Genomic DNA, 23,811 nt, shown 5'->3' with positions numbered 1-23,811 from the left:
ATCACACACCAGATGAAATCTTCGAAAGAGAATTAGATAAAATCTATCAAACAGCCTAAATGTTCAATTTATTATTGCAATTTACGTTTTTATAATAAAACAAACTTTACAAAATTTATTTTAGTATCAAGATATTTCACAATAAAAGTAATATGCTATATACTTTCTAATTTTTAATATTTTCTTGAACAAATTCCACTAAATTAATATTTGGATATTTATCTTTTATTTGTCTTACTAAGGCGTTTTTTCTCTTCTTAGATAGCGGCTTTTTTAACTCTATCAAAGTAATTTGCTTATTTTTATTATCACTAACTGCAGTAACAGAAGATATTGCAGAGGACAGTTTACGAATTTCTTGATTACGTTTTTCTTGTTCTTGTTGACGTTTTTCATCAGCTTGTTCTTGTTCATGCTGACGCTGATTAATAATATTATTTACTTGTCGATCTAATTGATTTTCTGCATTGGGATTAACCTGAGCTACTTGTACAATATTCAGTGAATAGCCTTTCAGGTCATATTTTGTTAAGTTTGCTTTAGCCACTTGAATTTTCTTAGCATTAATTTTATTACCTGAAACTGTAAGATTAATTATTTTTCCTTGCGTATCGACATTTTCTTTAATTAGATTAACATTGCCTAACTCATTAACAACAAGATTTTGAACATTTTGATCTACTAGAGTTTTATTCACCATCTGATTAGCTGATAAGATACTAGGAATAATTAAAATAATTACTACTAAAATTATCGCAAACTCTTTAAAGGTTGGCTTGCGTAAGAAAAACAACTTAGATTGCTTAGTAGAATAACTTAGCCATTTCATAATTTTTACACCCAAAAAAGCAGTCAAAATTATGAAAACACAATTAATCAAAAACAAATAACTTGATCCTAAAAAATATTTAAGATTGCCTGCTGCAATTGAATACCCTATCGTACAAGCTGGTGGCATTAAGGCTGTTGCAATCGCTACACCAGGTACGATATTATTTGCTTCTTTTTTACGTGCACCGATTATTCCAGCAACTCCTCCAAAAAACGCAATCATTACATCCCAAATCGTTGGTGAAGTTCGTGCAATAATTTCTTGGCTAGCATAAGTCAAAGGAGAAAAATGAAAATAAATTGTAGATGCAGCTAAACTAATAATAATTTCTGCTAATAATGAAATCGTTCCTTTACGCAGCAAAGTAACATCATATAAAGCAAGGCCTGTGCCAATTGCTAGCAGCGGTCCCATCAAAGGTGAAATTAACATTGCACCAATAATAGTAGCTGTTGAATTAACATTTAATCCAACACTTGCAATAAAAATTGCGCAAGTCAGAACAATCAAACTTTCAATATTCAAAGTTCCATCTGCACTAATCTTAGATAAAAATTGAGAAGTTAAATAATTTTTTCGCTGGCGTATTATCATCTTATTTAGTCTAATCCTCATGAAAAAAGCACTGAATTAAGATTTCAGTGCAAAATATAAAAATGTGATTGAATAATCAATAAAATTATTATAACCTATTTGACTAATTTTTTGCTCTTATAGCAATAATATAAAAATGAATTATCTGCTCCATTTCCTACTCTCAGTGCATCTACTTTATCATTATTACTTTTATCTTTTTTCTTTATAGCAACATAAGTGTGTCCTGAATCTGCTCTATCGCTAGATAGCCAGCCATTAGCAGCAAAACCTGGTGTTTTATGAAATTTGAAATCAGTAGCTTCATACTGAGAAGTACCAACCTTTTGAGCTAATTTATATCCTGATTTCTTATCAGCCTTAGCTAATTTTTTAGTCCACTTAATTGCTTTATTACTGCTCAACATTTTATACAATTTGATTTTATTAAATGTATGCGTTGTGATTTTAAGCTTCTTGATTTCGCCTTCATGCTTATAGTACCATGTTCCGCGAGTTTTCTTTGGCGTAGTAAATAAGTTCTTAGCTCCCCAGGATGCAGCATCCACTCTATTTTGACCCATTACAATAATAGCTAACATAAATAGCGCAGTTGTCATAAATATAATGAGTTTATTTTTCACGTTTATCACCTTCCCTTATATAACTGCTATTTTCATTATTTCATTAAAATATTTCATAAAAGTTAAAGGCGATGACAGTTTTTTTACTTCTTACTTACAAACGTAAAAAATCAATTACATTAGTTTTACCAACAAAAAAACGTATGCAATAAAGTCGTCTTAATTAGACCTAGCATACGTTTTTTATTTTATTTTTTAATTATATTAATTAATTTTCTCTTGAGTATGACTTAACGTCAGCGTCAATTTCCTTAATAAAGTCATCAAGGCTCATTGAATTTTCTTGGTCAGTACCGTAAGGACGTACGTTTACGCCATTAGCGTTCATTTCGTCATCACCTAATACCAAAGTGTAAGGTACCTTTTGGGTTTGTGATTCACGAATCTTGTAACCCATCTTTTCGTTACGAGTATCAACTTCTGCTCTGAAGCCACGCTTAGCAAGTTCTTGACGAACCTTTTCTGCATATTCACCATGAGCATCAAGGTTAACTGGGATAATTTCAACTTGAACTGGAGCAAGCCAAGTTGGGAATGCACCCTTGTAAATTTCAGTAAGGTAAGCAATGAATCTTTCCATAGTACCAACAATACCACGGTGAATCATAACTGGACGGTGTTCTTCACCATCTTGACCAACGTAAGTTAAGCCAAATCTTTCTGGAAGCATGAAGTCAAGTTGGATAGTTGACATAGTTTCATCATTACCCAAAGCAGTCTTAGTTTGAATATCAAGCTTAGGACCGTAAAAGGCTGCTTCACCTTCAGCTTCAACATAGTCAAGGCCAAGGTCATCCATAGCACCCTTAAGCATCTTTTGACTTCTTTCCCACATTTCGTCATTTGCAAAGTACTTGTCAGTATTCTTTGGATCACGGTATGAAAGTCTGAAGTAGTAATCAGTAATATCGAAGTCCTTGTATACGTCCATGATTAACTTCAAAATCTTAGCGAATTCAGTTTGAACTTGATCCAAGGCAACAAAAGTGTGGCCATCATTCAAAGTCATTTCACGTACACGTTGAAGGCCTGACAAAGCGCCTGACTTTTCATATCTGTGCATCATACCAAGTTCAGCAACACGAAGTGGCAAGTCACGGTATGAACGAATGTGGTGCTTATAAATTTGAATATGTGAAGGACAGTTCATTGGACGAAGTTCAAGCATTTCGCCATCACCCATGTCCATTGGTGGGAACATGTCATCACGGTAGTGTGCCCAGTGACCTGAAGTCTTGTAAGCATCAAGGTTCATTAATACTGGAGTATAAACATGTTGATAACCGTCAGCAACTTCACGGTCGATGATATAGCGTTCAACAACACGACGAATAGTAGCACCCTTTGGCATCCAGTAAGGTAGACCAGCACCAACCTTAGGATCAACGAAGAAGAGGTCAAGGTCACGACCGATAGTTCTGTGGTCGCGTTCCTTAATTTCTGCACGACGCTTCAAATCTTCCTTTAAAGCAGCTTCCTTGAAGAAAGCAGTACCGAAGATTCTTTGAAGCATTGGGTTGGATGATTTACCAAGCCAGTAAGCACCAGCAACTGACAAAAGCTTGAAGTGCTTAATCTTACCAGTGTTTGGCAATAAAGCATCAAAGCCAAAGTCAACGAAATCACCTAACTTGTAAGCATCAACCTTGTCACTGTCAATTTCCTTCAAAAGGTCGCTCTTATATGGATCATCCTTGAAAATATCTTCAAGTTCTGACTTATCCATCACAACATGTTCAATTGCTTGACCACTCTTGATCAACTTCTCCATAGCTTTTTCAAGTTCTGGCAATTCAGTAACCTTAATTTGGTCATCTTTGTCAGTATCTACGTAAAAGCCGCCTTCATCAGCAACATGTTGACCCAAACGAAGTTCTGGGTACTTATTCTTAGCAACTGCTTCAAGTGCAAAAGCAGCAGTAGCTCTTAAAATGTCTAAGCCTTCTTCATCCTTGTCAGTAAGAATAGCAACTTCAACATCATTGTCAATTTCATAATCAAGTGGCTTAACAACGCCATTTACTTTAGCACCAACGGCAGCTTTTCCAAGAGATGTAGCGATTGATGAAGCTACTTCCTTAACTGAAACAGCCCTATCAAAATCTTTCTTTGAACCGTCTGGCAAAGTAATTGAAAAACTCATATTTTTACCTCCAATAAAAAAATCCCAGTGCTAATAAAAGCACTGGGACGTGTTAATTGCGTGGTTCCACCCAAAATTCAGGTTAGCGTACGTCTAACCTCTCGTATAGATTGATAAAGGTATCCAGCCTCTTAAAATTCAATTTTGGGGAATAAACGATTGGGGTGATTTTCTAATGAAGAACTTCCAGAACTAGGTCCTTCTCTCTGAGCCGAACATCATCATGTCTCGTTTAATTAACTTCAATTATACGCATCAAAGTGAACGATGCAAGACCTTTTTGAAATTAATGCGAAAAATTTCGTCGATCAGGACCGGAAACTACTACTTCTTTAGCTAAAAAACGTACTCGTTGCATTAATCTTTTAGCTTTAACTGGATCAGTTGCATTACGGGTTTCCTCAAAGTGTGACTCTAATGCTTCCATATCTAAATTAGAAGAGAAAAAGGTTGGCAAAACATTGTCCATTCTTGCCTGTAAAATTACTCCTAAAACGTCATCACGTGACCACTGACTTAATGTTTCTGCCCCAATGTCATCCAAAATTAAGACATCGCATTCAGCTAAATTCCTGATCTCATCTTGCAAGCTGTTATCACCAAAATGACTTGATAAACCTGCAATAAAAGTCGGAACGTGTAAAAATACAACATTCCGATCAAAATTAGTTGCTACATAGTTTGCAAGTCCCGCTAGCATATAGGTCTTCCCGATCCCAAAGTCGCCCGACAAATAAAGGCCTTGTTGGTGAGGATCAGTTTTGTACTTTTTCAAAAAATCATAAATCAGGGTTAAAGCTTGCTGGCGATCATTTGTAACCTCAATATCACTTAAATTAACATCATGCAATTTAGCAGGCAGATCAATTAAATGAAGATGCCGCTTGGCTGCTCGTTGCTGATCTGCTACAATCTTAGCCTCGGTAGGTTTGTAACGTACATCAATTACTTTGCCGTTCAAAAATAATTGCGGAGCATAACCGGCCAGCACCTGATTCTGACTATGTTTTTGCGCATAATATTCATAGATATTGGCCATACTATTTCGAATCATCGCCTTATCTATTTTTTCCCTATTTGCCTGCAAAAACGCTTGCACATCTGGATCGTGTAAAGCAGTTTTCAACAGTTCTTTCTCATTACCTAAATTACGCTCTTTAACTATTTTTTTAAGCAAATCACCAATTGCTTCCATTATTTCACCTACCCTCTATTTACTTATTTTTCAGATCCTTAAAGATATCCTTCAGCTGTTCTGTTGACATACCTTCATTTTTAGCCTTTTTCTTGCTCCAATCGGTACCTTTTTCGACTCGCTTATTTTGTCGATATGACTGTCGATTTTTCTTTTTAAGAATATCGGCTTTACGCTTCTTCACATATTCAAGAGCTTGTACCCCAGTACTAATACCACCTTGCAGCCAATCATTAGCTATTCGATAAGCACGATTAGAAGTTACAACAGTATCGTAGGTCAAACAGGTATGAATCAATATATTAATCAAATCTTCCGGCAAGCCATACTGCGTGTGTAGCTGATTAATAATATAGTTTTCGCCTGGAGCTACAATTCCACCCTTTTCAGTTTTTAATTTGTATAAAAATTCAGATGGAGAATTTTCATTAGCTTCGAGTAACAGTTTTCTATCATTAGCATCCAAACCTTTGATAGTCGCAATAGCGCGCTTTTTGCCTTCTTCAATTTGTTTTTGAATGTTTTCCCTAGTATGCAATCGTTTATAATTTTCTGCTATGGTATTACTAATTTCATGCATGTTTAACTTATGTGTACCATGCAAACAGGGAACAGTCTCATCCACAAATTCCTGTTCCGATAAATTATATGTCTGTATTAAGCCCCGAATTTGGTTCTTTTTAATTTCTACTTCTTGAGCTGGAATTTGATAGACATTATATTGATCTTTAATCAGATCCCAATCAATTGGATCCTGGGCATTAATTTCAGCAGTTTCTACCTCAGGCGCTTTATTTTCCTGCGCAGCTTCTACTACCTCATTAGATGGATTAATTGCTTCATCCCCTGGCAAGCGAAAAACATCAAAAAAGTTGGCTGAGACATCGCGCGCATTCTTGATTGGCTTTTCACGCAGTTTTGCTTCCTTAGCAAAAGCATGACTCAAGTCATGAAAAGTTGGGCTGCCAACTTTTTCTTTCAACAAACTTGCTAGCAGTGGTGTTGCAAAAAATTTGTCTGCACTAGGAACCTGTAATAACTTAAAAACAATGATATTATTGAAGACATTATCCGCTAAAAAAGTTTGCACTAAACCTACGGCTTCCAGTTTATGCAAAGAATGAAACATATCTTTTAAACTACAATCAAGTTGCTCCTGTAGTGAATAAATTCCCTTTGCATCAGAAACAATACCATATGGATCATAGTCATTGATCAAAGTCTGATACAAGGCAATTGCCACCGCGCCAACCAAAGGCTGATACAGTTTAATCAAGATTTTCTCATTCTCTGGAAAAAGGGTAATCTTGTTGGCTACATAATAAAGATGCTTAGGATCAGACGTTGCAAACATGACTAATTACCCTTTCCTTTTTTGGCCATCATATCTTCCATTGTCTTCATAAAGCTAGACATATCCTTGAACTCACGGTAAATTGAAGCAAAGCGAATATAAGCTACGTCATCCAAATTAGCCAAATCATCCATGACATACTGACCAATCTTCTTAGATGAAATTTCACTAACGCCTTGTTTTCTTATCTTATTTTCGACACGATCAACCAATTGCTCAAATTGTTCACTACTGATTGGCCGTTTTTGTCCGGCTGCCATTACTCCGTGCAAAATTTTCTTTCGACTGAATGGTTCACGGGTACCATCATTTTTTACTACCAACAAAGGAGCGGTTTCCACTCGTTCAAAAGTAGTAAAGCGAAAACCACAATTTTCACATTCTCTGCGCCGTCTAATAGCCCGGTTTTCATCACTAGGCCGCGAATCAATAACGCGAGAAGCATTTTGATGACAATTTGGACATTCCATAGCTATCCCTCTTCTCTAATCTTTACCAATAATTGTGCTAGTTTATTCTCTAGTTCTTTTATTGTACCAGTATTTTCAATCACAAAATCAGCCATTTTTTCTTTTTCAGCTAATGGCATCTGACTATTAATCCGCATTCTTGCTTCCTCGTCAGATAGATTATTACGCTTTTTTAAACGTTCAATCTGTAATTGCTCAGGAAGGGTAATCACTAAAACTCCATTAGCTACATGTTTTTTATCCAATCCCGCTTCAAAATACACTGGTGCATCTAAAATAACAAGAGCAAAATTCTGATATTCTTTTATCTTTGCTACTGTTTTATCGAAAATTAACGGATGCGTCAACTGATTTAATTCAGACAAGGCTCTTTTATTATTAAAAACTAATTGCCCTAATTTTTTACGATTTATTGTTTGGTCTGAATTTAAATATTCTACCCCAAAATGATCTTTAATCGCTTGCCAAGATGCATTGCCGGGTTTCATCAGTTCGTGGGCAATTTGATCACAGTCAATAATCGGAATGTTTTTCTTTTTAAAAAAATCATCAGCAGTACTTTTACCGGTGGCAATTCCACCTGTTAATGCTAAGACATAACTCATTTATAAATCACCTGACAATGAGGACAAAAAGTGGTTCCCCGACCATTAACCTTAATTTTTTCAAATTTAGTACCACAAACTGGGCAGGGCTCACCTACATGACCGTAAACTTGCAATTTACTTTGAAAGCCACCAACTTGTCCATTCGCATTCAAAAAGGAATGAACTGTAGTACCTTGCAGCTTAATTGCTTCGGCAATAATTTTATTAATCTGATCATGTAATTCAGATACTTTTTCCACAGGAATTTTATTGGCCTGACTTAAAGGATGAATCTTGGTTCGCCAAAGAACCTCATCAACATAAATATTACCTAGACCAGCTACTACTGATTGATCAAGCAAAGTGTTTTTGATATTTTTCTTCTTACGCTTTAAGCCATTGATTAAATATTCTGAAGTAAATTTAGAACTATTTGGTTCTACTCCAAGCTTACCAATCCCTGTAGTTTGTCTTTCGGTGCCAGTTAAAATTAGCTGCATCCGCCCAAATTTGCGCACATCATTATACCGCAACGCTGTTCCATCAGTAAAAACAAACTCAACGTGATCGTGTTTATCCTTAGGCGCATCAGACGCAGTTAAATGATACTTTCCTTCCATTCGCAAATGAGAAACAATCGTTAAATTATCACTCAAGCGAATAAGCAAATACTTGGCGTAGCGATCAATATCGATAATCTTTTTACCAGGCAATTCAGATAAAAATTTTTCATGATCAGTCGCCACAATTTTTGGATACCACAAAATCACTTTTTTAATAGTTTTTCCCTTAACTAAAGGAAGCAGTGTTCTTCGAACTGTTTCAACTTCAGGCATTTCAGGCATTTTATCACCTACTTTGCATCATACCAATTGTGTCCCCAGCCAGAATCAGCAATTAGTGGCACATCCAACTTAACAGCTGATTGCATTACTTCAGGCACAATCTTTTTAATTGTTTCTAGCTCATCTTTTGGTACATCAAAAATCAATTCATCGTGTACCTGCACTACCATTTTAGTCTTCAAATGTAGTTCATCTAACTTCTTTTGCATGTTAATCATTGCAATTTTAATAATATCGGCAGCTGAACCTTGAATTGGTGAATTAATAGCAGTTCTTTCAGCAAAGGCACGCACGGTGTATTTCTTAGCATGAATATCTGGCAAGTATCTGCGACGGTGCATGATTGTTTCGGCATAGCCTTTGTCACGCGCTTCTTGTACAGCTTTATTCATGTAATCCTTGATTTGAGGATATTGTTCGAAGTAGTTGTCGATAAATTCTTGAGCACGTTTTCTAGAAATGCCTAAGTTCTTGGACAAACCGTAATCGGAAATACCATAAACGATACCGAAGTTAACAGCCTTAGCGTGACGACGCATCAGCGGCGTTACTTGATCTGGTGAATCCAAGTGGAAAATCTTCATCGCGGTATGTGAGTGAATATCATAACCGGTCTTGAAGGCTTCTTGCATGTTTTGATCGCCCGAAACGTGAGCTAAAACACGAAGTTCAACTTGTGAGTAGTCGCAAGAGAAAATGTAGCCGTCTGGTTCACTTGGCACGAAGGCCTTTCTGATTTGCTTTCCTTCTTCGGTGCGGGTAGGGATGTTCTGCAAGTTAGGATCCACACTAGAAAGTCGACCAGTTGCAGTCAAAGTCTGCAAGTAACGCGTGTGAACACGGCCATCTGGTTGAATGACGTCAAGCAGACCCTTTACATAGGTAGATTGAATCTTGGCAATTTGACGATAGTCCAAAATTTCGCTAACGATTGGGCTTTGCGTCTTCAATTGATCAAGTACTTCAACTGAAGTTGAATAACCAGTCTTGGTCTTCTTGATGACTGGCAAACCAAGCTTTTCAAACAAAATGTGACCTAATTGCTTAGGTGAATTCAAATTGAACTTTTCACCTGCTTGACTGTAAATCTTGTCTTCGAGTTCCTTCAATTTAACGGCAAATTCATTTTGCAACTGAAGCAAAGTGCTGGCTTCAACCTTCATCCCGTTCATTTCCATTCTGGCTAAAACGCGAGCAGTTGGGATTTCGATTGTGTCAAACAAAGCATCCTGTTCGTGTTCTTTAAGCTTTTTAAGAAGCTCCGGCTTAAGTTTTTCAATGGCGTTGACCTTGGAAGCTAAGTGGTTGAACAATTCATCGTCATCATCGGGAATATGTTCACTCTTACCTTTGCCGTAGACTTCAAGCTCGGTCTTAACGGAATAATCCCCATAAAGATGGGCAATTTCACCAAGATCATTAGAGTTGTTTTCATTATTGATCAAGTAGGATGCCAAAAGCATGTCGTAATCAAGACCGTGAGTGTGAATGCCCAAACGATGTGCAGCAACCATTGTTCTCTTTAGGTCAAAGACATTCTTCTTAATCTTTTCGTCTTCTAAGATGTGCTTGATATTATCTTCTTCAAGCAATTCCACGTCTCTTGAAACGTAGATTTTGTCATTGAGCTTCAAACTGAAGCCAACAAAAGGAGCTAGGTGATAGTTAGCACCGAGCATTTCTAGATAAAATTCAACAGTGTCTTTTTCAGTAGCTTTGACATCTTTAACATTGTTATCATTTAAAACGGTGTATTCAACTTTTTCAACATCTGCACTACCTTGACCAGCACCTGAAGCATTAAGTTCTGCCAAAAACTTGCGGAAGTTCATCTTTTCGTAGAATTGACGCAGTTTCTCATAATCAACTGGTTGACGTTTTACATCATCAATATCGAGTGTAACTGGTGAATCACGGTCAATAGTAGCAAGTTTTTTAGCTAAAAAGGCCTTGTCTTTATCACGAATTAAACGTTCCTTACGCTTAGATTTCTTCATTTGATCAATATGATCGTAAAGATTTTCTACTGAACCATATTCTTGAATTAAATTAGAAGCTGTCTTAGGACCAATACCTTCGACACCTGGGTAGTTATCAGAGTTATCACCCATTAAGGCCTTCATGTCGATGAATTCGGTTGGAGTAACACCATTAACTTCCTTCATGTGTTCTGGTGTATAAGCTTCAAGTTGAGAAACACCAGATTTAGTTACTTCGACAGTCGTCTTGTCGGACGCAAGTTGGGTCAAGTCGCGGTCACCAGTTACGATCGTGGTTGTGAACCCGGCCTTTTCACCCTTCGCAGCAAAAGTACCAATGATGTCGTCTGCTTCGTAATTCTTTAATTCATAAGTTTTAATGCCTAAATCATGCAGCATTTCTTGAATATAAGGCATTTGTTCGAGCAACTCTTCTGGAGTTTTCGCACGTCCACCCTTATATTCACCATACATTTTTGTTCTAAAAGTGACTTTTCCTGCATCAAAAGCTACCAATACGTGGGTCGGATCAACGTCTTTTAAAAGGACATCGAGCATGTTCTTAAAAGCGTAAATGGCATTGGTATGCAGGCCGTCTGGACTCTTGAAAGATTCTAGTTGACGATAAAGAGCGTAAAAGGCTCTGAAAGCTACAGAGTTACCATCGATTAGAAGTAATTTTTTATCTGCCATTTTATTCCCCTTTTATAAAAATTGTTCTCTATACTTACTTATCTATTTTACCAGTTTCAAGGGTAATCTTTTAATAGGAAGTTTAATGTAAAAGAAAAAAGCTCCACTTTTATGGAGCCTTTAAATATTAACCTTTCTGATTAGCCTACAATTAGCTTTAAAAGGAATAACAGAAAGCATATATTGATTTCAATCCACGCACTCATATAAATGCGACCATAATTTTAAAAATTGTTTTAACAACAATCTTAAAATTAGATTCTTAATTATTATATCAGATCAAATATAAACTTTTAGCTTAAAATTTAGTTGACGTTATAGTTCTATCAGAAATTTTACTAAAGTCTTTTTTTATTTCTAGCATTAAGTCTTTTCTTTTTTGATTATTCTCAGTGGCAAAACCCAATGTAGATCTTTTCGTAATATCACGCAATAAACTTTTCACCTCAACTGAAAGCATCGTTTTATTTTCAATTAAGTATTTATACATATTTACTATATCGGATAATGCTTGATCACTTATTTCACTATTCTTCAACTCTCCCAGAATTATATCTAACTTAGATAATTCATCATACAAAAAAGCATCTTCTAGTTTTTCACTATTTAAAATCTCACTTATAGTAATGAAAATTTTTATTTCGTTATTATATCCCTTCTTAAAACGTGAATCCTGTAGTAAATTCTTAACATTATAAGTCACATAATAAGATTGTTTATCTGTATTTCTAAATAATGTTCTTTTAATAGCCTTAAATCCGACCGTTAAGGTATTTATATTTTTTATTTCATCGGGATCAGTAACGATAATTGGTAAATTAAACTTAGTATATGAATTAGCTTTAAATACTCCATATTGTTCTGTACACGCAAAAAAGGACGATTTCCACTAAGGAATCGCCTTTTTTATTGTAAATATATTTATTTGTAATTCTCTTGAGTTAGATAAAAAATGGACGTCGTGAAGACTTTAAGCCATTGTTTATTGTATTTACATTCCTCTTGGATTAGATAAAGAAACAGCTTTTGCAAACAGCCTGTTTTTATCAGGATCTATTTACATTTCTCATGAGTTAAATAAAGATTTAAAACAAAACGTTTGTTTTCTACTCATAAAATCATATCAAAAGATATCAACTAAGAATAGTAGTTACAAGTAGAAATTTATCAATCTTATTTTTGATGTTTTTTATTAAAATCTCTAATAAATTGTTTTAACTCATCATCGGGTTTAAACTCACCACTCAATTTATATCTAGTGAATATTGGCATGATGTTAGCTCCATCTTCTAGTTAAACTTTTTTGATTAATTTATTTAGATAAATTGCTTATTGAACTTTGAAGTTCCTCAACTTTTTCTACAATTCGTTTTTGTTCTTCTAATGGTGGAAGTGGTACTACCATTTTTGCTAAAAAAGTCGTTCCTACACGTGGCATTTTCATACCATACATAGAATCATTAACCAAATTAACGAAGTATGGTGAAAGCATAGCATATCTTAAATACTGTGGAACTAAAGTACTTAAATCAACTACATTAATTGGCAGCATTTCTGTGGTTGTAAAACCACTAGTTTGAGCTATTTCAACTTTTCGGAGATATGGTCTTAATTTACCATATAAAACTGCATTCTTATTGAAAGAGTATTTATTACTTTTATAAATATCAGTAGATTTCCTTCTTACAATTTCTGAAAAACCACCACCATTTTTTCGTACATCTTTCATATCTACAACCCATGAGTTATCAGGAATAGATGATCCTTTTATAGAGTTAAAATTCCCATATGTAGTAATTTGTTTTAATCTTACCCATTCCCAGCTATCAGGAATATCAAACGGCTTTTCATCATCAGTAATTGCAGGTAACTTCTTGCTCTTCTTAATCTTTCCTTCTTTGACTAATTCGGCTTTTTCATTTTCAATCTTCTTGATTAATTCACTGGCTGGTTCATCACTAGGATTTTGTTTAACCAGCTTACCTTCCATGGCATACTGCAAGACAGATTGCTTTAATTTATCTTCAAATTCATTATCGATCTTTTGAAGACGATTATATGATTCAGCATATTCATCCACCAAAGGCATTAATTTTTCAATTTTTGCTACAATACGTTTTTGTTCTTCTAATGGTGGTAAAAGAACCAGTATCTGCTTTAGATTAGAAGCTTTGATTCCTTTTACAGTAGTTCCTGTAGAACTTTGACGTAATTCTTCTTGAAAAAAAGGAGATTGCATTTGAAATGCAAAGAAACTATTATTCTGCTTTTCAAAATATTTTTGCAACGTAATTAATCTCTGAGCTGTCGCAATAGGTTCATTAAAATCATTAACAGCCACTAATCCCATAGGAGCTTCAGTAGTAATAAAAATATCGTTCTTATGAATAAATCCTCTAGTACTACGTTCCTTATATTCCTCAGCACTTATAAACTCTTCTGGATCTAATTTTATATAACCATTTCTAACATTTTTGGCTGTAATTAGTCTAATTCCTGATGAAATCTTATGAGGGGTTTTTCCACGATAATCTACAAAATTATATATATCCCCTAGTCTTACCCATTCCCAGTTATCTGGAACATCAAAGTACTTTTCATCATCTGTAATTTTAGGTAATTTCTTGCTCTTATTAATGTTGCCTTCTTTAACTAACTTTGCTTTTTCATTCTCAATTTTCTTAAGCAATTCACTAGCTGGCTCTTCATTAGGATTTTGCTTAACTAACTTTCCTTCCATGGCATACTGCAAAATTGAAGCTTTTAATTGTTCAGGAGTCATTAGTCATCCTCCTCAAGCAATTGCTTAATAATGGATAATTGTTTATCAATCTTAGCGTTTAATTCCTTACGCTCTTTTTGATATTTATCCATCAATTCAAATGGTGGTAAAACTTCTTCAGTTTCTGTTGGAAAACCACACAAATCAAAATTGTAATTATTCTTAGCTAATTCTTCAGGAGTATAAGCCTTAGACTTGTAGTTACCATCTTCATCCTGAATTTCATGACGGTCATTCCACCATTCACGTACAGGATCAAAATGTTCCAACTTCATTGGGCGCGTCTTAGAGAAGTGCTTGTAACCCTTAGGCATATCTAAACGATAGAACCAAGTCTCTTTAGTAGACCAAGTTTTATCGAAGAACAAAATATTAGTTGCAATTGAAGTATATGGACTAAAAATACTACCTGGCAGACGAATAATAGTATGAAGATTAAAGTCTTTGAGCATACGCTTCTTGATGTTAAGTTTTGCACCATCATTACCAAACAAAAAACCATCTGGCAAAATCACACCAACTTTACCATTGTCCTTAATACGGTACATGATCAGGGCTAAGAACAAGTCAGCAGTTTCACTACTTTGCAAGTCCGTAGGGAAGTTTTGCTTGATTATAGGCAGTTCAGATCCACCAAATGGCGGATTCATCATAATCAGATCAAACTTATCTTTGTCAGTATATTCAGTAACACGCTTTTCGAGCGAGTTCCCGTGAACAATATCTGGATTATCAACATCATGAAGAAGCAAGTTGGTTACGGCTAAAATATAAGGTTGACCTTTCTTTTCAATACCGAAAACTGCCTTATTGTACAATTCTCTATCTTCAACACTATGAACTTGTTTGTTCAAGATATTCAAAGCACTAACAAGGAAGCCACCAGTACCACAAGCCAAATCAGCAATTCTTTGCCCTAATTTAGGCTTCAAAGTTTCTGCGATAAAGTCAGTCAATGCACGTGGAGTGTAGAATTCACCAGAACTACCAGCACTTTGAAGTTCTTTCAAGATACTTTCATAGATATCACCAAATAAGTGACGATCCTTAGGGTCAGTGAAGTCAACTTCATTAACTACGTTAACTACTTGGCGCAATAAAACACCATTCTTCATGTAGTTGTTAGCATCAATAAAAGCATCTTTTACAATGGCCTTGCTAATAGGAGTTTCATTAGTTACAGTGATGTTCTTCAACGTAGGCAATAATTTATTGTTAACAAAGTCTAGTAATTCATCACTAGTTAAAGCTTTACCATCTTTATTGTCTTCAGCCCATTTACGCCAGTGCATCCCTTCCGGAATAATTGATTCATAATCATCTTGATCAATCTCCCAAATTTGTTCTCTATCATCGTAAACTTTCAAGAATAAGATCCAAGACAATTGTTCAATTCTCTGCGCATCACCATTGATACCTGGATCATTACGCATGATATCTCTTATTCTCTTAACAAACTGAGTAGTTGTACCTGCCATTTAATAAAACTCCCTAACTGTAGATTTTTTCTTTAATTTCTTTAATAGTGTTTTCGTAATTCTTTTTACCACCAAAGGTCAAAATAATCTTAACGGCACCACCGTATTTTTCAAATTCAGGTAAACTCAATACCTTATTACTTTCCAAATCAGTAATTCCATCATCTTTATATTTTTCTAGTAAAGCATCAAGAATCTCCCTAGCAGCACCTTGGTATTTATCAAGAATACCCGACTTTTTAACATTCTTAATTCTCTCTGACTTAGTCAGTGGTTTTTGATTGTATGCAAGATGAATCATGAGATCAAATGGATCCATATCCTTGATACCTTTTTGCTTGATGATTTCCTTATAGAGAATGCCATGCTTTTCCATCTCATCAAGCAGCACTTGTTTCTTATCAGCTTTATTCCAAGCTTGAAGGAAATTATCCAATGTAGCATATGCACCAAGAATATTCTTCTTAGTGTAGTCAACCAGAGAAGTGGTGATTAGGTTACCATGTTCATCTAAGAATTGAGTTTCAGCATTTGAAACCTTTACATTACGATTTACTTCATATTTTTGCTTAGCAGAATCTGATACACCAGAATGATGAGATTTGTGAGAGCTTGTGCCTTTATTACCATCAATTATCTCAATTGGTTCACCATCAAATGCTGGATCAGCAAATAACCTTGATACACCACGGAAATCAATAATAGTGAAGTAACTCTTACCATGATCAGTATCTAATCGAGTACCACGACCGATGATCTGCTTAAATTCTGTCATGGAATTAATGTTTGAATCTAGCACAATTGTTTTACAAGTCTTTACGTTAACACCAGTAGTTAACAATTTTGAAGTTGTAACTATTGTTGGAACTTTACTTGTAACATCTTCAAAGTTATCTAATTGTGCTTTACCTGTATTATCATCACCAGTAATTCTCATAACGTAACGTGAATCTTGAGCAACTAAATCGGTATTTTCATTCACGAAAGCCTGACGCATTCTTTCAGCATGCTCAATGTCTTCACAAAAGACAATAGTTTTATCCCAACGTCGATCGTTGTCCTTCATATATTTGCTTACATATTTAGCAACCATTTCGGTACGTTCATCAATGACTAGACTTTTATCAAAGTCACGTGTTGTATATAACTTCTTGTCAAACTCGCGACCATGTTTATCTCTTTCGCCTTTAAATGGTCGGAAGCCATTAATATCCACATTGAAGTTAACTCTGATAACTTTATATGGGGCTAAGAAACCATCTTCAATACCTTGTTTAAGTGAATATGTGTAAACTGGATCGCCAAAGTATTGAATATTTGAAGCTTCTTTATCATTCTTAGGAGTAGCAGTCATACCTAAATGAGTTACATTAGGACCATCAAAGTAATCCAAGATCTTGCGCCATTGGCTATCAGCTTTAGCCGAACCACGGTGAGCTTCGTCGATTACAACTAAATCAAAGAAGTCAGGCTTAAGTTGTCTAAATGGTTCATGTCCCACATCTTCATCTCTCCCTGCTAATTGTTGGTAAAGAGCAAATTGAATTGGATATGCGCTATCCATATGTCCATCTTGAACTTTAGTTATTTTGTCACTTAATGGACTAAAGTCGTTTAGCCTTGCTTGATCCACTAAAATATTACGATCAGCCAAATAAAGGACTCTATGCTTAATCCCAGCCTTTAGTAAACGATAGACTATTTGAAAAGCAGTGTAGGTTTTACCTGTACCAGTAGCCATAACCAATAAGGCACGACGATCACCATTGGCAATATTTTCTACCACACGGTTAATAGCATTTTGTTGGTAATAACGTGGTGAATAAGTATCTCTGGATGAATAATATGGTTCATTAATTGCTTTTATTTCTTTGTCAGATAGTTTCTTTTCTTTGACATATCTCTTCCAAAGCTCTTCTTTAGTTGGAAATTCATCAAGAGCTAAAGTTCTTTCTTTGCCTGTTAACATGTCATGCTCAACAAATGCATCCCCATTGGAAGAATAAGCAAATGGAACTTGTAAATCTCTGGCATATCCCATACCTTGCTGCAACCCTGCACTTGGTAATGCATGCTTCTTTCTATCCTTGGCTTCAATCACTGCGATTGGATAATTAGGCTTGTATAAGAGTAAGTAGTCTACTTTCTTACCATTTCCACGTTTGGCTACATCATCTACAACATTGATTTGACCATCCGTGTAGTAATATTCCATCAAAGAATCTTTTTTCTTCCAACCTGCTGTTTCAAAAATAGCAGGTGAAATATATCTGTTCTTGATATCCTCCTCCGTTAAATTCATTTTTTCAGGATCCATATCATTCACCTCATTTAGTTAGGATTTGATTCATCAAAAATCACTTTTAGTTCTATTATCGTAGAAAAAGCGCTACAACTCAATATTCCTGCTACTGAAAAAGCCCTTAGTTTTCACTAAGAGCTTTCACTTTATTCAAAAATACAATCTAACAAATGATTTCCGAAATTTGTTGGATGAATTACACCAGGAATTATTTTAATGTAATACTTACCACCTTTGTCTTTATTTCTTAAATAATCATCAAGTAATTCATATTTATTCTGAAATTCTTTTTCCGCAATAGCCAAAAATTCTTCTTGTTTAATTATGCCTAATGATTGTAGTACATCAACAGATTCTATTGGTACTCTTTTTATTTCATCACCTTCATTGCAGAGAAAGGGATCTGAAGCATCTTGGAAACTACTTCCCGTTACATCATAAGTATGGCGTGATTTTGCAATGGGAAAGCTTCGTCCCTCTTGATTATTTAATTCCTGCAAGAAAACGGCATCTTTAAATCCTATTTGAGATAAAACTGTAGCATATCTAGGTGTGATATCTTCGTTCTTTTGGTTGTTAACCCCAGAAGCTAATAAACTAGAAAACATATCTTGCAGTAAGTCATTACTTATTTGATATCGTGATTCCTCTAAAGCTTTAAGTGCCAAGCCTGGTTTTTCGAAGTCTCGATCTTCTTCTGGTATATTGTTGACCTTATTAGCAATTTTATCAGCAAATTTAGCAAGTTTTTGTTTTTCAATAACGTTTAATGTTAATAACGGAGAAAATAACATTGATAATAGCGCGCCAATTCCTTTACCCACTTCATTTGCTGCGGGGTTAAATAGTAGTTCTCTTGTTGATTCAGGAATAAGATCTTTGATTGCTTCTAATGTAATAGGATCAAGCATAAATATCCTTTCTAGTTACTCTTAGATAACTTTTTATTAATTATTACTCTACAGATAAAGTTGTTATCTTTTGCAAATAACGGAAAACTTTTCATTTAATCAATTAATTAAATAAGTATTTTTTATTCATCTTCTTTGGATGTGGACTTATATAATACACTACTTGAATAATAGTCATTGTACATATCAGATATACCGTCTAACAAAAGATCACAAAGATTCTTTTGTGTTTTACCAGTATTATGATGATCTACAGAATTTCGTGCCATATATAGTAAATTAATAAAAGTAGCCTGTCTTGAGGTAATTTTAATGGGATTTTTTGTAAATAATCTCACATAATCCTGAGCAGTTGGATTTTTTGGAAATCCATGAAATATTCCTCTGTTTTTTTCATTTCTAAAACCATTCTTATCATAGTTTGTAAGAATAATTAACATTAAGTGCTCTAAGCAACTGCCTAGACCTGTAGCACATAAAAACCACTTTTCATTCTCGTAAGCAAAAAGGCATTGATTAAATTCATCTTCAAACTGACTATCATTTAAGCTCTCTAACATGTCTTTAAAATGATATCTATCGATAAAGAATCTTTGCTTTGTATTAGGAAAATCTGGAAAAGCCTCCACTAGTGTGGAATTTTCTTCCGCTTCTTGAGTCCTATCATACTCTTGATCTACCCACTTTTGTGCCCAATTTTCGAATAAGAAGTCGCCTTCTTCTTCTACTTTTTTAACATAACTAAAATTAGCAGAAGGAGTAATTATATTCGAACCTATAGATTTATTCAACAAATTATGACTATTTAACCATAAAAGCTTTTTTACAGGTAAACCATCGTCAATTCTAAAAAATTTAGGATCTTCAGTATTATTTGTTAGATCTAATATTATTAATTTATTCTTTTCATCGCTATTTTTAGTGGCAAAAAAGATTGTATAAAACTTATAGCCCGGCTCTGCAGTAAAAACTTTAATAGCATAAATAGTAACAGTTTTATTTTCCGTCCATGAAAACCTAGTTAATTCATCGTTAGGTACATGATAGATACCAACTCTCTTTAGATATGCTTGATGCAGCTTATTAATAAATTGATCATTAAAGTTTGATTCCAAATTGCTCATTTGAACCTCCTAAAAAATAAAAGCTCCTAGCTACACGAGCTAAGAGCTTTATTAATTTCAAACACTATCCAAAGGTATTATATCATAAATTCATTATCAGAATTATTTCAATTCTTCACATGGATTTTATCTTACATTCTTAAACCATCTGGCATCATTTTTTAAAACGGTCCAATAACGTCCACCAATCACAAATTGCCATAGATAATGAGTACCTGGACAGCGCAGTCTTAAATATGTCCCTTTCCTAATAGGTGTTTTATGAATAAATTTCATTTGATACATAGCAGCACCTCTAGGCACATATGGCTTATATCTATAAACCTTCTCAGTAGTTTTTACAGTATGCCATTTTTCAGAATACTTGCTTATGGCTTGAACTGGTTGAGCAGTTGAAACACTTACACCAGCAAATGTTAAACAAATCAATGCCAGCAACATCGTTATTTTCTTCATAATATTCTTTTCTCCTTTACTCCCCAATACAAGCCTATTATATAAGAGAAAATTTAGTATGACCTAGAATGTTATTAACTTATCAAAAAAGCCCTTAGTTTTCACAACTAAGAGCTTTTTAATTATCTTCAAAACCTCCACTTACGTGGAGAACACTAATTACTCGTTCTTCTATTAAAGGTCGCTTCAGGATCACCTCCACAAATATGGAGAAAAATCATATCATTGATCCGTCCGGTTCGACCGAGTGTTCGTATTAATTATACCAGATTTCACTCAAACTAAAAAAGCCCCAACTGGGACTTTCTTCAAACATCTAATCTCTCAAAGCACGATTGCCAATATCATGACGGTAGAAGCAATCTGGCAGATCAAGCTTACTCAAATAAGAATACACATTATCCTGCGCCTGGACTATATTGTCGGCTTCCGAAATTACCATGAACAGGCGGCCGCCATCACCTATCAGATTATCCAAATTACCTTTCACGTTGGCATAATCGATATAAGTATTAGCGCCTTCAGGCAACTTGCCGATCTTCACATTAGGTGCCGGATGCGTTGGATAGCCTTTGCTGCAGACAACTACGCCTAACACTGACTGATCGTTTTCTTCAATCTCAGGCAATTTCTCATGATTTACCGCTGCATCGATCACTTCTGCAAAATCATTTTTAATTCGAGGTAAGACAACTTGAGTTTCAGGGTCACCCAAGCGAACGTTATATTCAATGACCTTTGGACCATTCTCCGTCATCATTAAACCGATGTACAAAATACCGCAATAATGGTAGTTTCCTTGAACCAATCCATTCATCGTTGGCTTCACGATCTCGTCGATCATTCTTTGACGATCTTCTTTTTTCAGTTGTGGCAAAGGAGAATATGATCCCATACCACCGGTATTTGGACCCTTGTCGCCATCGCCAACTCGCTTATGGTCTTGCGCCATTGGCAAAATGGTGAATTGGTCCTCCGAATCAACCACGAACATTGAGTATTCAGGACCAACTAAGCATTCCTCAAGGACGACAGCAGTTTGGCCACCAGCAAACATTTCTCTGATCGTTTCTTCAGCGACGTCTTGGTTCTGAGCAATGGTTACACCTTTACCACCAGCTAAACCATCTTCTTTGATCACCACTGGATAATCGAAGTTCTTCAAACCTGCAATACAAGTTTCAGCACTGGCATAAGTTTCATAGCGAGCCGTTGGAATATTGTATTTGCTCATGAAGCGCAATGCATAATCTTTTGAGCCTTCTAATTGTGCCGCTCTTTGGTTAGGGCCGAAAATCTTTTGTCCTGCCTTTTCAAATTTATCAGTAATGCCAGCACAAAGGACATTTTCTGGACCAACAAATGTCCAATCGACCTTTTTATTTTTACCACCATCACGTGCAATAAACTCACGGATCAATTCAGTACTATCACCAAACCATATCCACCTTCAAAAAGGAATGGTGCAATCTCCTTGTTAGAAAACTCGCCACCATATTCAAGTAGGAATGCCTTCATTGGCTGACTCAAATCAGGTAACTGCATCTCAAGCTCTGGTGGATCATTTTGAATTCTTTCACAGTTAGCGCGATTGAGCGTTTTACGGTAATTTGCTGGATAAGGATTTCTTAAAGTAATTTCTAAAGTATCAGCACCGGTTTCACGCGTAATTTTACTTGCGAGCAACTTAGTTGAACCGGAACACAACCAAAAGATAATGATGCTTTTGGCATCTTTAGTTAATTTTCTAACTGGTTGACCATCACGATTAGTATCTTGGCCATCGGATGGAGTGCCATAACCATTCTCCCAATCATAGCCATGTCTTTCTAATTGATTTGTGCGAATATCTTCACCATTAATTTGTCCAACAACTGAACCTAAATCTGAATAAGTACGACCAAACATAATTTTCTTTCCCCTCTTGTTCTCAATTGTTACTACAAGTATAAGGCGAGCAAGAGAGTGTTAAAATTATTTAATGTTGATGCTGGTATACGTTAAAAGTATAAAAAAGCTCAATCCTCATTTGAGAATTGAGCTAATTTTTATTCATCTTTCTTATCGTCGCTTGCATCCCACACCTTTTTCAAAACGGGAACCTTACCCAAGTCAGTCATTTCATCCTTGCCAACCACGATTAAGTTGTTAGGACCTTGAGCTAATTGGTTGAAGCTGTCTAAACTCTGGTTTCTGAAGTAACCTTCGCCAGCCTTTGACAAAGCTTCTTGCATCTTTTGTACACGGTAAGCGTCGGCATCAGCTTGCGTCTTAACTGCCTCAGCATTGGCCTTAGCAGTAGCAACCAAAGCATCGTTCTTAGCCTTAGTGGTCATTTCAATGGTACGAGCTTCACCTTCGGCCTTAGCAATTGCGGCAGTCTTTTCACGGTCGGCAGTAAGTTGTTTGTCCATGGCACGTTGAATTTCAGCACTTGGTAAAAGTTCATCAACGTTGACACGAACGACCTTGATACCGTAGATATCAGTCAGGTCACCAGTTGCAGTGAAAAGTTGATCGTTAATTTCCTTAGTTGAGCCAAGGGCTGCGTTCAAATCCATACGACCAATAATGTCACGCAAGTGACCACGGATTAATTGCACCATTGATTCAACTGAGTCGGTGTTGTTGTAGAAGTAACGGTATGAATCAGTGACCAAGTAGTTCAAAGTTAAACTAGTAGAAATTTCAGCGTTATCTTTGGTAATGATTGAGTACTTAGAAATTTCAAGTGGTTGAAGTGCTAATGGAACTTTGCGAATTCTTTGGAAAAGTGGCCAGACAAAGATAAATCCAGCTTTTACTGTCTTAGAATACTTACCCAAGGTTTCAACCAGACCTTCATTATTTTGTGGAACGATTCTAAAACCAAAACAAACATACACAATAACTAAAACAACAATAATGCCAATAATAATTCTTGCCATCATAATTTTTACCTCAAAACTTAGTTGTCTTTCTTTTCATTCTTTTCCGCATCAAGCCTCTTGGCGACATCTCCAAGCAAATCTTCCCTTCTGGTCAATGTGTTCAGGCGCTCGTCAAGCAGTTTGGCGTATTCATACTTATTCATTTGATCCAAATTATCCCATGCATTTGGAATCTCTACTCTGAAAGGAATACCATTATGAAGAATAATCTGATCATAGAACATGTTAATTGCCGTAGCTGAATTTAATCCCAGCTTTTTCAGAATAGCTTCTGCCTTTTCCTTCTTTTCTGGATTCATTCTGACATAAAGTCCTGTTGTTTTTTCTGCCATAATTTTTACTCCTTTCTGAATTTGATACTATTATATATCATTTGCATATAAATTGCATATATTTTTGTAAAATATTTCATTTTGAATTAATCGATCTGAAACTGTCAAATCTTTTGTGTAAATAGATCTTTCTCGTAAATTGATTTTTTAATTATTTATTTAATCAAAGTAGGATTCTAAG

19 protein-coding genes and 1 pseudogene are annotated in these 23,811 nt (G+C 35.4%); all 20 read right to left on the bottom strand.

Features of this window, described 5'->3' with window-relative positions; genetic code table 11:
- Positions 1–166: 166 nt before the first annotated feature.
- The 20 genes and pseudogenes from CP363_RS09060 to CP363_RS08970 all read right to left on the bottom strand — a co-directional run bounded on the left by CP363_RS09060 (position 167) and on the right by CP363_RS08970 (position 23,630).
- Positions 167–1,426 (bottom strand): DUF389 domain-containing protein, encoded by a 1,260-nt coding sequence (locus CP363_RS09060; RefSeq protein ID WP_087235666.1) that lies wholly within the window; start codon positions 1,424–1,426, stop codon positions 167–169.
- Between the two features lie 95 nt (positions 1,427–1,521).
- The gene (locus CP363_RS09055; RefSeq protein WP_087176666.1) at positions 1,522–2,058 is read right to left on the bottom strand and encodes a hypothetical protein; all 537 of its coding nucleotides are present in this window, start codon (positions 2,056–2,058) and stop codon (positions 1,522–1,524) included.
- A gap of 199 nt (positions 2,059–2,257) precedes the next feature.
- Positions 2,258–4,192, bottom strand: coding sequence for a threonine--tRNA ligase (gene thrS, locus CP363_RS09050; protein ID WP_098036168.1), 1,935 nt, complete (start codon positions 4,190–4,192; stop codon positions 2,258–2,260).
- A 286-nt stretch (positions 4,193–4,478) separates the two neighbouring features.
- Positions 4,479–5,387 carry a primosomal protein DnaI gene (gene dnaI / locus CP363_RS09045; protein WP_098036167.1) on the bottom strand — a complete coding sequence of 303 codons (909 nt, stop codon included), beginning with the start codon at positions 5,385–5,387 and terminating at the stop codon, positions 4,479–4,481.
- A 19-nt stretch (positions 5,388–5,406) separates the two neighbouring features.
- A complete protein-coding gene (locus tag CP363_RS09040) occupies positions 5,407–6,741 on the bottom strand; it encodes a replication initiation and membrane attachment family protein (protein WP_023488425.1) in 1,335 nt (444 codons plus the stop codon).
- A 2-nt stretch (positions 6,742–6,743) separates the two neighbouring features.
- Positions 6,744–7,211 (bottom strand): transcriptional regulator NrdR, encoded by a 468-nt coding sequence (gene nrdR, locus CP363_RS09035; protein WP_005728264.1) that lies wholly within the window; start codon positions 7,209–7,211, stop codon positions 6,744–6,746.
- 2 nt (positions 7,212–7,213) lie between these two features.
- Complete coding sequence (gene coaE / locus CP363_RS09030) at positions 7,214–7,816, bottom strand: dephospho-CoA kinase (RefSeq protein ID WP_098036166.1); 603 nt, start codon at positions 7,814–7,816, stop codon at positions 7,214–7,216.
- Complete coding sequence (mutM, locus tag CP363_RS09025) at positions 7,813–8,643, bottom strand: DNA-formamidopyrimidine glycosylase (RefSeq protein WP_025005309.1); 831 nt, start codon at positions 8,641–8,643, stop codon at positions 7,813–7,815. Before mutM ends, coaE begins: the two co-directional genes overlap by 4 nt.
- Positions 8,644–8,651: 8 nt before the next feature.
- Complete coding sequence (gene polA / locus CP363_RS09020) at positions 8,652–11,315, bottom strand: DNA polymerase I (protein WP_098036165.1); 2,664 nt, start codon at positions 11,313–11,315, stop codon at positions 8,652–8,654.
- 298 nt (positions 11,316–11,613) lie between these two features.
- Entirely contained in the window at positions 11,614–12,018 is a 405-nt protein-coding gene (locus CP363_RS09015) for a hypothetical protein (protein WP_023190879.1), read from the bottom strand.
- A gap of 609 nt (positions 12,019–12,627) precedes the next feature.
- Positions 12,628–14,097, bottom strand: a complete 1,470-nt coding sequence (locus tag CP363_RS09010) for a restriction endonuclease subunit S (protein WP_098036164.1) — start codon at positions 14,095–14,097, stop codon at positions 12,628–12,630.
- A complete protein-coding gene (locus CP363_RS09005; RefSeq protein ID WP_089147313.1) occupies positions 14,097–15,575 on the bottom strand; it encodes a class I SAM-dependent DNA methyltransferase in 1,479 nt (492 codons plus the stop codon). Before CP363_RS09005 ends, CP363_RS09010 begins: the two co-directional genes overlap by 1 nt.
- Positions 15,576–15,588: 13 nt before the next feature.
- Positions 15,589–17,892: an EcoAI/FtnUII family type I restriction enzme subunit R gene (gene hsdR / locus CP363_RS09000; protein WP_098036163.1), complete on the bottom strand. Its 2,304-nt coding sequence runs from the start codon at positions 17,890–17,892 to the stop codon at positions 15,589–15,591.
- 131 nt (positions 17,893–18,023) lie between these two features.
- Positions 18,024–18,788, bottom strand: coding sequence for a DUF4393 domain-containing protein (locus tag CP363_RS08995; protein ID WP_098036162.1), 765 nt, complete (start codon positions 18,786–18,788; stop codon positions 18,024–18,026).
- Positions 18,789–18,910: 122 nt separating this feature from the next.
- Complete coding sequence (locus CP363_RS08990; RefSeq protein WP_098034871.1) at positions 18,911–19,912, bottom strand: hypothetical protein; 1,002 nt, start codon at positions 19,910–19,912, stop codon at positions 18,911–18,913.
- Between the two features lie 126 nt (positions 19,913–20,038).
- Complete coding sequence (locus CP363_RS08985; RefSeq protein ID WP_089146249.1) at positions 20,039–20,368, bottom strand: hypothetical protein; 330 nt, start codon at positions 20,366–20,368, stop codon at positions 20,039–20,041.
- A gap of 316 nt (positions 20,369–20,684) precedes the next feature.
- Positions 20,685–21,755, bottom strand: a pseudogene (gene purD / locus CP363_RS08980) (phosphoribosylamine--glycine ligase); the annotation flags it as partial.
- Between the two features lie 29 nt (positions 21,756–21,784).
- Positions 21,785–22,276 carry a flavodoxin gene (locus CP363_RS11005; RefSeq protein ID WP_233186907.1) on the bottom strand — a complete coding sequence of 164 codons (492 nt, stop codon included), beginning with the start codon at positions 22,274–22,276 and terminating at the stop codon, positions 21,785–21,787.
- 140 nt (positions 22,277–22,416) lie between these two features.
- The gene (locus CP363_RS08975) at positions 22,417–23,298 is read right to left on the bottom strand and encodes an SPFH domain-containing protein (protein WP_089147536.1); all 882 of its coding nucleotides are present in this window, start codon (positions 23,296–23,298) and stop codon (positions 22,417–22,419) included.
- Positions 23,299–23,315: 17 nt separating this feature from the next.
- Positions 23,316–23,630 carry a type II toxin-antitoxin system RelB/DinJ family antitoxin gene (locus tag CP363_RS08970; protein ID WP_098036161.1) on the bottom strand — a complete coding sequence of 105 codons (315 nt, stop codon included), beginning with the start codon at positions 23,628–23,630 and terminating at the stop codon, positions 23,316–23,318.
- Positions 23,631–23,811: the final 181 nt, after the last annotated feature.

The sequence above is a fragment of the Lactobacillus sp. UMNPBX12 genome (assembly GCF_002553955.1).
Taxonomy (GTDB): Bacteria; Bacillota; Bacilli; order Lactobacillales; family Lactobacillaceae; genus Lactobacillus; species Lactobacillus crispatus.
This window is presented reverse-complemented; position numbering and strand designations above follow the sequence as displayed.

Coding starts and splice junctions, on each gene's coding strand:
- CP363_RS09060 (WP_087235666.1), bottom strand. CDS start 1,426: ATGATAATACGCCAGCGAAAAAATTATTTAACTTCTCAATTTTTATCT.
- thrS (WP_098036168.1), bottom strand. CDS start 4,192: ATGAGTTTTTCAATTACTTTGCCAGACGGTTCAAAGAAAGATTTTGAT.
- dnaI (WP_098036167.1), bottom strand. CDS start 5,387: ATGGAAGCAATTGGTGATTTGCTTAAAAAAATAGTTAAAGAGCGTAAT.
- CP363_RS09040 (WP_023488425.1), bottom strand. CDS start 6,741: ATGTTTGCAACGTCTGATCCTAAGCATCTTTATTATGTAGCCAACAAG.
- nrdR (WP_005728264.1), bottom strand. CDS start 7,211: ATGGAATGTCCAAATTGTCATCAAAATGCTTCTCGCGTTATTGATTCG.
- coaE (WP_098036166.1), bottom strand. CDS start 7,816: ATGAGTTATGTCTTAGCATTAACAGGTGGAATTGCCACCGGTAAAAGT.
- mutM (WP_025005309.1), bottom strand. CDS start 8,643: ATGCCTGAAATGCCTGAAGTTGAAACAGTTCGAAGAACACTGCTTCCT.
- polA (WP_098036165.1), bottom strand. CDS start 11,315: ATGGCAGATAAAAAATTACTTCTAATCGATGGTAACTCTGTAGCTTTC.
- CP363_RS09010 (WP_098036164.1), bottom strand. CDS start 14,097: ATGACTCCTGAACAATTAAAAGCTTCAATTTTGCAGTATGCCATGGAA.
- CP363_RS09005 (WP_089147313.1), bottom strand. CDS start 15,575: ATGGCAGGTACAACTACTCAGTTTGTTAAGAGAATAAGAGATATCATG.
- hsdR (WP_098036163.1), bottom strand. CDS start 17,892: ATGGATCCTGAAAAAATGAATTTAACGGAGGAGGATATCAAGAACAGA.
- CP363_RS08995 (WP_098036162.1), bottom strand. CDS start 18,788: ATGCTTGATCCTATTACATTAGAAGCAATCAAAGATCTTATTCCTGAA.
- CP363_RS08990 (WP_098034871.1), bottom strand. CDS start 19,912: ATGAGCAATTTGGAATCAAACTTTAATGATCAATTTATTAATAAGCTG.
- CP363_RS08985 (WP_089146249.1), bottom strand. CDS start 20,368: ATGAAGAAAATAACGATGTTGCTGGCATTGATTTGTTTAACATTTGCT.
- CP363_RS11005 (WP_233186907.1), bottom strand. CDS start 22,276: ATGTTTGGTCGTACTTATTCAGATTTAGGTTCAGTTGTTGGACAAATT.
- CP363_RS08975 (WP_089147536.1), bottom strand. CDS start 23,298: ATGATGGCAAGAATTATTATTGGCATTATTGTTGTTTTAGTTATTGTG.
- CP363_RS08970 (WP_098036161.1), bottom strand. CDS start 23,630: ATGGCAGAAAAAACAACAGGACTTTATGTCAGAATGAATCCAGAAAAG.